We start from the raw sequence: 12,385 nt of genomic DNA on the forward strand, positions 1-12,385 counted from the left end.
ATGTGGATTGATCTTAATGTATGAGTTCATTGCTCAAAACATGGCATAATTATGAAAATACGTACGGTTATTTTATTCTTATTGTGTAGCGTTATTTTTCTTGCTTGTAGGCAATTCACTGCCCCCAATCCTCCCCATAAAAGTAAGAATAATTCTCCTGAACCAATTGCGGTTACTTACAAGGAAGCATCCAATTCTTCAATGCTCAATAGAGCGATCGATAGGGCGAAGCGTTTGAGCCAAGAAACGTTTAAGTTTAGAATAGAAGAAACGAAAGGAGGGATACTGTTGCATTGGTCGTTGAAAAAAAATAAGCAGACTCAGGGGTTTATTGTAGAACGATCAAAGGATGGACTGTCTTTTGAACCAATCGCTAAGGTTCAAGATCAACTAAAGGGAAGACTCAAGCATTATAGTTATACCGATATTTTTCCAATGGAAGGGAGGTCTTATTACAGAATTAAGCAATGGTATAAAGATGGGGGAGATGCTTGTAGTTTGGTCAAAAAGATCGTGAGTCATTCCTCAAATAAAGCATGGATGAAAGTTGTGCCCTATGTTGACGAGCAGCTTATTCGTTTGTGTTTTGATCTGGATAAGGTTGCGCTGCCTATTAGAGTGGAATTACTGGACGAATTAGGAACATCTATTTATTATAAAATAAGCAATAAACCAGTCCTAGAAATTGCTATTGAGGATTGGAACAGTACATTTAATAGAATAAAAGCAACTAGTTTTAATCAGGAGACACTAATTGAGGAGCTAAAAGTTCAATAATATTTTATACTTTAGTTGACCGTTAATGAATTAAATCTGTTAATAGATTTTTATAAAAAAAAATTCTACTCTAATGAGAACAATTATTACCTGCTTATTTCTCTGTTATTTTAGTATGAATCTTTTAGCAACGACCAATAAATATCGTTGTATCATTAGAGATAATCCCTCAACAACAATGACAATAGGTTGGAATCAAGTGGACGGCTCCAATCCAATGGTGTATTATGATGTGATAGATCATGGCACAACAACCGCTTCTTATGCTTTTTCACATGGGGTTGACCGAACAACATCAAGAAAGGGAATGGACAACCAATTTGCTCGCTTGACAGGTTTACTGCCCAACACCGTTTATTATTTTGTAATTGCAGACAATAATAGTGTTAGCGCTCGGTTTTCGTTCAAAACATCTCCTGATATACCAACAGAGCGTTTGTCGTTTATTGCAGGAGGCGATTCAAGAAACAATCGTCCAGCCCGTCAAAATGCCAATCAAATTGTCGCCAAGACAAGAGCAAATGCAGTGATGTTTGGAGGAGATATGACCGATAATGATTCAAATGGAGAATGGAGCGATTGGTTTGATGATTGGCAATTGACGACAGCAGCAGATGGTCGTATGACTCCAATTATTGCAACAAGAGGAAACCATGAAATTTTTAATTCTTCTATTTCTGAACTATTTGATACGCCCAATAATAGTGTCTATTATGCGGTTACCTTTGGGGGCGACTTGTACCGTGCCTATACGCTAAACACGATGATTTCCGTTAGTGGTTCTCAAAAAACGTGGTTGCAGAATGACCTACAAGCCAACCAGCAGGTCTGTTGGAAATCTGTGCAGTATCATCACCCTATGCGCCCACATGTTTCTAGCAAAGCGGAACGCAATGATATGGTCAATCATTGGGCTCCTTTATTTGAAAATTATGGGGTCAATTACGTGGTAGAGTGTGATGCCCATACCGTAAAAACAACCTATCCCATTCGGACGTCTAGTGCTCCAGGAAGTGATGAAGGCTTTATTCGGGATGATATTAATGGAGTGGTTTATGTTGGTGAAGGTTGTTGGGGTGCTCCACTGCGTTCTAACAATGATAGCAAATCGTGGACAAAATCAGGGGGATCATTTAATCAAGTCAAGTGGATTTTTGTATCTTCTGATACGATTGAAATTCGCACTGTTCGTACGGACAATGCCAATTTAGTAGGTAGTTTGGCAGATTCCAATCGCTTTTCAATGCCAACGAATATTGATGTTTGGACACCTGCCCCAGGGGAGGATGTTGTTTATATTGTAAAACGAGAAGGTTACCCAGAAGCTGCTTTGACCAATCCCTTAGATGGGCAATTGTTTATGAGTATTCAGCCTATATTATTAGAGGCAACGGCATCGGATTCAGATGGCGTTGTAACGCAGGTTAATTTTTATGCCAATGGGAACTGGGTAGGAGTAGATAGCACTGCACCTTATAGTTTTTTGTGGACACCACCCACCAGTGGGCAATATGTAATTAATGCTCAAGCAATGGATAATGATGGTAAAGTGACCCGTTCTAATAATGCGGTTATTGATGTTTACGGGAATAGTGTAACAACAACGTCCTTGGTTTCACAAAGCAGTGATGATGCAGAAGAACGAATAAGCGGAAACTTAAGCCTAACCAGTTCGGATTTAGAGTTGGTGGACGATACAGGAACAGGAAATTTAGATCAGGTAATTGGAATACGATTTTCTGCCGTGAATGTGCCAGCTGGCGCAACGATTACTCGTGCTTATATTCAATTTACAGCAGATGAAATAGATACAACAACAACAAATTTGACCATAAAGGTTGAAGATACGATTCAGGCAGCTACCTTTGTTAATACCCCCAATAATATTACCAATAGAACAACATTTGGAAACATCTCTTGGGGGAGCATTCCTGCTTGGAACAACGTAGGCGCTGCTACAGCTAATGAGCGGACGAGTGACCTCACAACCTTAGTACAGCATATTGTAAATAAAGGAGGATGGACACTTGGCAATGCTATGGCTTTTGTGCTTAGTGGAACAGGAAGAAGAGTTGCGGAATCTTTTGATGGAACAGGACCTGCTCAGTTGGTGATAGAATACCAAAATACGGGACCCGCTATTGGGATGGTTAATGTTGCCATTAATGCTAGTACAGATGATGCAGAAGAAAGCTTTTTTGGTACAACGGGAACTGGAAGTAGTGATTTGGAACTGGTTAATGATGGAACCAATCAAAAAGTAGGTTTACGATTTAATGGGCTTAGAATCCCTCCTGGTGCAACAATTACCAATGCTTATATTCAATTTACAGCAGATGAAACCAGTAGTGGAGGAACAGCACTGGATATTTTTATTCAGGACGATGTCAATCCTCTTACCTTTAGTACTGCTTTTAATGATATTTCCTCTCGACCAACTGCAACGGGATCAGTGTCTTGGAGTCCTGCACCTTGGACGGTAGTAGGAGCCGCAGGGCTTGACCAACGGACTCCTAGTTTAACAACGCTTGTTCAGCAAATTGTTAACAAGCCAGCTTGGGCTTCGGGCAATTCTATGGCTTTTATTATCCGAGGTTCTGGTGAGCGAACGGCTGAAGCGATTGATGGAGATGTTAATGGAGCTGCACGTCTTGTGGTCCATTATACTTTTGCTGCGCCTCCTCCTATAAATCCTGTTCTATTGGATGTTGGTTTTTGTCCAGGGTCTATGGCTACATTGGATGGAGGAAGTGGTTTTGTTCACTATTATTGGGATGGCAATACAAGTCTTGGACAAGGGCAACAAATAACAACAAACACTGCGAGGACTTATATTCTACGAGCCATGGATGCTTGGGGACAAGTAACTAGCGATACGGCATTGGTTACGGCTTATACTGCGCCTAGTCCTGTTTTAGGTCCTGACCAAAATCTAAATGGAGGAACCGTTACGTTTAGTACCGTTTTGGGGTATAATAGTTATTGGTGGAACACAGGTGATACAACCCCATCTATTACAATTAGTACAGGGGGAACTTATAGCGTAACGGTGACAGATACCAATGGCTGTGTTGGTGTAGATACAGTTGTTGCAATTCCGACAATACTATCGTCTATTCATAACAAGGAAGTATTTTTAGCCTCCAAGGTTCAGCTATACCCTAATCCTGCTGTTAATTATGTTCGATTGGAAATGGACTTGCCAGAAATTCATACGATAGCAACGGTTGAGTTGTATAATGCTTTAGGGCAATTGGTTCATCAACAGGTTTATGACCGTAACTCCGAGACAGAAATTGATCTAACGAATATAGAGGCTGGTCTTTATTGGGTACAGGTAGCTACTTCTAATGATATTATTCTGACTCAAACGCTAATTATTAAGAAGTAAATTCAACTTGTAGGCTCGTTGGTGTATTACACGAATATATACTGAATATAGACAAAAGTAATTAAGAATAAATTACTCCTAGTACTTGTGCTATCGTTGTTACTTCGTCGTGATGAAAGAACCAAAACACGTCGTAACAACGAAGCCAATGTCAGAGATACTTTATTACTCGCTTTGTTCGTAAGTCAACAAACAGAATTCGTTCGGAATACTTGCTTGGAGTGTAATAAATCAATGGGATACCTTTGTAACCGCAGCTTGGCTAAGTGGGTTTTTATAATATTTAATCCTATTTGTTTTTGTTGAGTATTGATTTTAAATGATTTAGTTGGATGGTTGTAGAGTCCTATTTAAAAATAAACGGGTCAATAATAGCTGACTATTATTATTAAGTATGAATTTGTTAAAATGTTATATTTTAAATAAATATTAACTGTATTGTTGAGGGTTTTTTCATTTTTTAATAAAAAAATGTCAACTTGCAGACTCTACTTATATATAGTTTTATTCTTTAATTGTTAAAAAATAAAGATTGATTCAATTAGTTGATATGCTTTGTGTTTTTATACCCAAACTATGAACTAATTGCAGCTAGATTATAGCTTAATATATTATTAAAGCTAAGTAGATGGTCAAAAATAATTAACATTAAATGGGGCATCTTTTGTCCGCTAAGCTTCCTTGAAAAGCCTCACTTTAGCCCGCTAAAGCTACGTTTTGCAAGTCGTTAGCGAAAAAAATATACTCCAATTTTTAAACTACTAATTTTGTCCATCTACTTACTATTGGAATGAAGTTAAGGCAATTTTTTCTTGAAATTGCTACTGGGAAAGGTATGCTTCATTTAAACATATAGAAACTTAAGCTTATTATTTATTATTTGTTGTTTTTGAATACTATAAAAAAATAAATGTACTTCTCATGGAGAATAAAATGATTTTATTGATAACGATTTTTTGTTTTGTCAGTCAGTTTTCGTTTGGGCAAATAATCCATTTAGACCAAAATTCCTTAGGAGGTGGAAGTTCTGTAATTAACGTAGAGAACAGCTCTCGTACCTTTAATAATGTTGGAGGGGTATCTGGATTCTCGATTACAATTAGTAATAATAGTTTGAATGGACGGAATAGTAATGGAATAATTAATTCAAATGCATCAAATACATTTGGAGCGACAGTAGAGGTTCCTTCTGCTTCTTCTTATTATGTAACCTGGGCAAATGCGAGAACAAACAATCATTCAAACTGGAATTTTAGTTTTAATGTGCCTAGTGGTAAGGCTATTAATAAGGTGACGATTAGCACCAATAATGTTTTTATAGGAAGGAATATTCCTTGTAATCGTATGACCCGAGAAAGAACTATTATAAATGCTTCTGGAGCAACTAATTATTCTTTTCAGAATAATTCAAATTTTTGTGGTACACCAAAAGGAACTTATACTTCACCTTCTGTTTCACGCTCTAATGCTCAATATACTATTGCTCAGAATCAGCCACCTTCTGGAAGTGTTCGCTATTCTTGTGGGCATTCTGTAATATATAGAGGGAATAACATAGGATCTGTATCTTATTCATATGCACCAAGTCATTTGCTAAAAGAGAGAGGATATAATACATCATATCATATTAATCAGGGATTTAATGTTATTGTGGAGTTGATTGATATTTGTGGCCCACTCACCTCAGGAGGGCAAATAGGGTCAAATGAGTCAAGATGCAATGGATATGATCCAGCAAGAATAACAAATATAAGCAGTCCTTCAGGAGGCTCAGGGGGCAGTATCCAGTATCAATGGGAATACAGAATAGCAGGAGGTTCATGGACAGCGATATCGGGAGCAACAGGGAGTAGTTATGATCCAGGAGCGATTACTCGTACCACGTATTATCGTCGAAAAGCAAAACGAACGGTATGTGGCTCGTGGGTATGTTCAAATAGAGTAATAAAACGAGTATATAGCGGATTAACTTCAGGAGGGCAAATAGGGTCAAATGAGTCAAGATGCAATGGATATGATCCAGCAAGAATAACAAATATAAGCAGTCCTTCAGGAGGTTCAGGAGGGAGCATTCAGTATCAATGGGAATACAGAATAGCAGGAGGTTCATGGACAGCGATATCGGGAGCAACAGGGAGTAGTTATGATCCAGGAGCGATTACTCGTACCACGTATTATCGTCGAAAAGCAAAACGAACGGTATGTGGCTCGTGGGTATATTCAAATAGAGTAATAAAACGAGTATATGGAGGATTAACTTCAGGAGGACAAATAGGGTCAAATGAGTCAAGGTGCAATGGATATGATCCAGCAAGAATAACAAATATAAGCAGTCCTTCAGGAGGCTCAGGGGGCAGTATCCAGTATCAATGGGAATACAGAATAGCAGGAGGTTCATGGACAGCGATATCGGGAGCAACAGGGAGTAGTTATGATCCAGGAGCGATTACTCGTACCACGTATTATCGTCGAAAAGCAAAACGAACGGTATGTGGCTCGTGGGTATGTTCAAATAGAGTAATAAAACGAGTATATAGCGGATTAACTTCAGGAGGGCAAATAGGGTCAAATGAGTCAAGATGCAATGGATATGATCCAGCAAGAATAACAAATATAAGCAGTCCTTCAGGAGGTTCAGGAGGGAGCATTCAGTATCAATGGGAATACAGAATAGCAGGAGGTTCATGGACAGCGATATCGGGAGCAACAGGGAGTAGTTATGATCCAGGAGCGATTACTCGTACCACGTATTATCGTCGAAAAGCAAAACGAACGGTATGTGGCTCGTGGGTATATTCAAATAGAGTAATAAAACGAGTATATGGAGGATTAACTTCAGGAGGACAAATAGGGTCAAATGAGTCAAGGTGCAATGGATATGATCCAGCAAGAATAACAAATATAAGCAGTCCTTCAGGAGGCTCAGGGGGGAGTATTCAGTATCAATGGGAATACAGAATAGCAGGAGGTTCATGGACAGCGATATCGGGAGCAACAGGGAGTAGTTATGATCCAGGAGCGATTACTCGTACCACGTATTATCGTCGAAAAGCAAAACGAACGGTATGTGGCTCGTGGGTATATTCAAATAGAGTAATAAAACGAGTATATGGAGGATTAACTTCAGGAGGACAAATAGGGTCAAATGAGTCAAGGTGCAATGGATATGATCCAGCAAGAATAACAAATATAAGCAGTCCTTCAGGAGGCTCAGGGGGGAGTATTCAGTATCAATGGGAATACAGAATAGCAGGAGGTTCATGGACAGCGATATCGGGAGCAACAGGGAGTAGTTATGATCCAAGTGCGATTACTCGCACAACATATTATCGTCGAAAAGCAAAACGAACGGTATGTGGCTCGTGGGTATATTCAAATAGAGTAATAAAACGAGTATATAGCGGATTAACTTCAGGGGGACAAATAGGGTCAAATGAGTCAAGATGCAATGGATATGATCCAGCAAGAATAACAAATATAAGCAGTCCTTCAGGAGGTTCAGGAGGGAGCATTCAGTATCAATGGGAATACAGAATAGCAGGAGGTTCATGGACAGCGATATCAGGAGCAACAGGAAGTAGTTACAATCCAGGTGCGATTACTCGTACCACATATTATCGTCGAAAAGCAAAACGAACGGTATGTGGCTCATGGGTATATTCAAATAGAGTAACTAAGGCTGTAAACCCAGCAATTTCAAATTCTGTTACTCTTGGAAATGTAAATTGCCATGGCGGAAATAATGGAATGATTAGACTAACTACAACAGGAGGAGAAAGCCCTTATACTTATATTTGGTCGAATGGAGCTTCTAATGCAATGGTTAGTGGTCTTACTGCTGGTGTATATAGAGCAACTATAACTGATGTAAATGGTTGCACAGATGTAGTGGTGGTAACACTATCAAACCCTTCAGTAATCACTGTAACTAGCAGCTCAACAGATGTATCCTGTTCACTTAATTCTGTTAATACGTTAGATCCAACGAATTCAAATGGATCTGCTACCGTAACAGCAGTAGGAGGAACAGCTCCTTATACTTTTTCTATAGATGGTGTGAATTTTCAATCGTCAGGACTTTTTACGGGGCTTGGTGTAGGAGTTTATAATGTGATTGTTAAGGATGCCAATGGTTGTCTTACAACAGAACCTGTTGTCGTCAATGCTCCAGCCCCCATTAGTATAGGAGTTGCTGCTCTAACTCCTACAACTTGCGGTCAAGCTAATGGTAGTGTTACTTTAACAGCAACAGGAGGAGTCGGTGGATTCCTGTACTATATCAACGGACAATCTCAAAGTAGTCCAACCTTTACAGGCTTAGTTGCTGGAACCTATACTTTTAGTGTCTGTGATACCAACTACTGTGTTTATGATACCACTATTGTTATTCCTGCAAGACCAAAAGTAGAGGGAATTGTAGTGGGGAACAATCCATCATGTCATGGCGACTGTAATGGTTCTGCTACGATAACCGTTCCTAGTAATGTGACTATATCAAGTGCTATATGGAATAATGGTATGACAGGAACCTCTATTTCAGGACTGTGTCCAGGTACTTATTCTGCTATTATAACAGATCAATACAATTGTACGGATACGGTTAGTGTGACCCTTACAGACCCTGATCCTGTTAGCGTTAATTTGGTCTCTAACTCTGATTTAAACTGTTCAACTAATGATGGTTCGGCTGTTCTTTTAGCTAGTGGTGGTGTAGCACCCTATAATTATCAATTGGTAAACTGGAGTACAGGGGAGTTCTTTTCTAATACAACAGGCTCCTTTACGACCCTAACTGCTGGGTCATATAATATAATAGTGACAGATGCCAATGGTTGTATTCCTGCTTGTTTAGGACACTCGTTTGTGGTTGGAAATAATGCGAATCCTTTGATCGTAACATCCACAACAACAGATGTATCTTGCTCCTCTAATTCTGTTAATGTTGTAAATTCAGCAAACTCAGATGGATCACTTACGCTAACAGCAACAGGAGGAACTTCACCTTATCTTTATTCTATTGATGGTGTAAACTTCCAGACTTCTAATACTTTTGCTAATCTTGCAGCAGGAGTGTATACTTCGGTGGTAATTGATGCGAATGGTTGTAGCCAAATTGTTGTAGATACTATTGGAGAACCTGATCCAATTAAGATAGGAGTTGCTGCTATAACTCCTGCAACCTGTAATCAAGCAAATGGTAGCATTACGTTGACAGCAACAGGAGGGACACCAGGATTTTTGTATTATATCAATGGACAGTCTCAAAGCAGTCCAACCTTTACAGGGTTAACTAGTGGGACCTATACCTTTAGTGTCTGTGACATCAACTATTGTGTTTATGACACAACTATTGTCATTCCTGATGTGACTGGTTTTGTTGCTTCTGCTACAAGTACGCCTTTGTCAAGTAATGGAGCTTGTGATGGAACGGCTACTGTGACCACTTCAAATAATGCCAATACATATAATATGGTATGGAGTAATGGCATGACTGGGGCAACGATTTCAAATCTTTGTGCAGGTGTTTATGTTGTTATTGTGACTAGTTCAGATGGCTGTTCAGACACCGTAAGTGTAACGATTAGTGGATCTGATCCTGTTTGTTCAAGATTGGCAACAACGAATACTAGTACTGAAACGGTCATAGAAAGAGAGAAAACACTTCCTGATGCGATTGAACTAACCAATATTATAACAGAAAGTGATGCTCCAATGTTGAATGTTAGTCCAAATCCTGCATTCTTTTCTATGGTGAAAGTAGTTTACCAAACTTCTGAAAAAGCTGTCAGTTTATCTATTTTAGATCTTAATGGAAAACTGGTATACAATAGAGATCATTTAGATGGAGAAGGAAGCTTGGAGGTGATGGTTGATGCTTGGCCTAGTAGTACTTACTTTGTTGTTCTTAGAGGGATGACTGGTCAGGTCATTAAGACGCAAAGATTAATTGTTGCTAGAGAGTAATTAAATATGGGACAAAAGCCATTTTAGTTATCCTGCATTGTATGTGTGGAAAACTAAAACAACATGGATGGTCTTTTTTAACAAAAAATCGACATTGAAATACTTCAATGTCGATTTTTTGTTTCTATGCATTAGATATTTATTCTAGAAAAGATGGGAATCAATAAGATCTTATAAATTAGTATTCCGTTGATTATTAGTTTTTTAATGTTTTAAACTGCTAAAATGCACAGTGCTAATAATCAACTGCGCAGCACTCATGCAATAATGTAGTACGATTAGCTTCGCTGCTAGGTTAGCTCGTTATCACTCGTGAGCCAGCAAGCTGGGTTCTGCGTGGTTACTACGTGAGCCTTGTTACTCACTCTGTTTGTTACTCGTACCTCGTGAGCCAGCAAGCTGGGTTCGTGAGGTCGCAAGCTCTGTTCGGGTTTTTAACGGAGTAATGATAAATAAAAAATGGAATTTTAATTGTCTTTGTGCAACTAGCAAAAGTTAGTTTTTTATACTGCTCTTCTGTGTACAGGACAAAAGAATTGGACTTAGATAAAGTAAGGGATTAATGGAACTATTTTTCAGATATTAGATCAAGTTATACCGTTGATGTAGTACATCAAGCCTGCTCGACCATTACATGCATACGTTTAGAGTTTAGACCCTATTAGGCTGTTATAGGGGCTAAACTCTAAAAGCAAAGCGGTCTAGCATCTAAGATCGAAACATAGTTTTAGCGTAAACTGTACTTTATAAGTATCCTTTACCTGTTTAGCTCGCTTTGCTCGTGAGCACTTCGTTTTATAGTTTGTCCTGTACACAGTAATAGAAAAATCATTCAAAAGAATATTGTTGTCCAGGAAAGACAATAGGTTGATCTTGATCTTACTACTTGAGCGGCGGGCCCCTATTTTGAACATTCAATCAGAAAACATTTGGAAACAGGAAAGGGGATTGTTATCCGATAATCGTTTTTATTTGTATTTTTAGTACCACCATATTATACTAGATCATAAAAGAATAGAATGTATAACAGAAGATCATTTTTAGGAAAGTTAGGAGCTTATGCTATTGTTGCAGGAAGTACAACTCTGATGCCTCGCTTTTTGAGGGCAGAATCGTTTAGTAGCGAAGAGGGGCGTTTGCATAAATTAACGATCTTGCATACCAATGATGTACACAGCCGTATCGAGCCTTTCCCGCTAGACGGTGGCAAAAACCAAGGGCGAGGAGGTATTGCTAAACGAGCAGCCCTAATTAATAAAATTCGCCAAGAAGAAAAAAATGTATTGTTGCTGGATGCAGGCGATATGTTCCAAGGAACACCTTATTTTAATTATTTTGGTGGAGAGCTGGAATTAAAACTAATGAGTAAAATGGGGTATGATGCCGCTACTATCGGGAATCATGACTTTGATGGAGGAATAGATGGCTTACATAAACAATTTACAACACAAGCTAATTTTCCATTGATTAATTGCAATTATGATTTTACGGACACCATTATGAATGGTCAAGTAAAACCTTACCAGATTTTTCAAAAGGGAGCTATAAAAGTAGGAGTGCTTGGGGTAGGAGTAGAACTAGATGGGCTTGTGCCCGCAGCATTGTATAAAAAAACAGGCTATTCAAACCCTATCGAAAAAGCAAACCACTATGCCAATAGATTAAAAAAAGACGAAGGCTGTGATTATGTTATCTGCTTATCACACCTAGGGTATGAATACAGTACGAATAAAGTATCTGATTTGATTTTGGCAGAACAAAGTCAAGATATTGACCTGATTATAGGAGGGCATACGCATACTTTTTTGGAGCAACCGACTATTGTTAAAAACAATCAACAAAAAGAAATTTTGGTTACTCAAGTTGGTTGGGCAGGGATGATCTTGGGGCGTTTAGATATTTATTTTGAACGCAATTTTCAAGATAAATGCATTCAGTGTAAAAATGAAAAAGTAGGATAACAAGACCTCAAAAAACAATTTAAACTGAGCTTGTTTTTTCTTTTGTTCCCAATAACTAAAGGTGTAATTTATTTGATTATGTTGTTGTGATTTAGAGTTTTATAGAGGTTTGGGGACGGATAAAAAAAAAGATTTTTTTTGGCATTTTTCTTGGTAAATAAATACTTGTTTTTTTTGTTAATAGAAATTCATTTTTTTTTTCCATTACCATTTTTTTTAACGACCTTAGCCAAACTTCTCTATAAAGTTGAGTAATTTGATTGGCAAAAATTATTTCATCTCTAAAGAGATT

4 protein-coding genes are annotated in these 12,385 nt (G+C 38.4%); all 4 read left to right on the forward strand.

Annotated features, from left to right (window positions below; genetic code table 11):
* The first annotated feature begins 51 nt into the window (after positions 1 to 51).
* Positions 52 to 777: a hypothetical protein gene (locus AsAng_RS29240; protein ID WP_264790705.1), complete on the forward strand. Its 726-nt coding sequence runs from the start codon at positions 52 to 54 to the stop codon at positions 775 to 777.
* Positions 778 to 850: 73 nt separating this feature from the next.
* Complete coding sequence (locus AsAng_RS29245; RefSeq protein WP_264790706.1) at positions 851 to 4,168, forward strand: Ig-like domain-containing protein; 3,318 nt, start codon at positions 851 to 853, stop codon at positions 4,166 to 4,168.
* 921 nt (positions 4,169 to 5,089) lie between these two features.
* Complete coding sequence (locus AsAng_RS29250; protein ID WP_264790707.1) at positions 5,090 to 10,132, forward strand: hypothetical protein; 5,043 nt, start codon at positions 5,090 to 5,092, stop codon at positions 10,130 to 10,132.
* 1,019 nt (positions 10,133 to 11,151) lie between these two features.
* Complete coding sequence (locus AsAng_RS29255; RefSeq protein ID WP_264790708.1) at positions 11,152 to 12,093, forward strand: bifunctional metallophosphatase/5'-nucleotidase; 942 nt, start codon at positions 11,152 to 11,154, stop codon at positions 12,091 to 12,093.
* The last annotated feature ends 292 nt before the right edge of the window (positions 12,094 to 12,385 follow it).

The organism is Aureispira anguillae (assembly GCF_026000115.1).
Taxonomy (GTDB): Bacteria; Bacteroidota; Bacteroidia; order Chitinophagales; family Saprospiraceae; genus Aureispira; species Aureispira anguillae.

Coding starts and splice junctions, on each gene's coding strand:
- AsAng_RS29255 (WP_264790708.1), top strand. CDS start 11,152: ATGTATAACAGAAGATCATTTTTAGGAAAGTTAGGAGCTTATGCTATT.
- AsAng_RS29250 (WP_264790707.1), top strand. CDS start 5,090: ATGGAGAATAAAATGATTTTATTGATAACGATTTTTTGTTTTGTCAGT.
- AsAng_RS29245 (WP_264790706.1), top strand. CDS start 851: ATGAGAACAATTATTACCTGCTTATTTCTCTGTTATTTTAGTATGAAT.
- AsAng_RS29240 (WP_264790705.1), top strand. CDS start 52: ATGAAAATACGTACGGTTATTTTATTCTTATTGTGTAGCGTTATTTTT.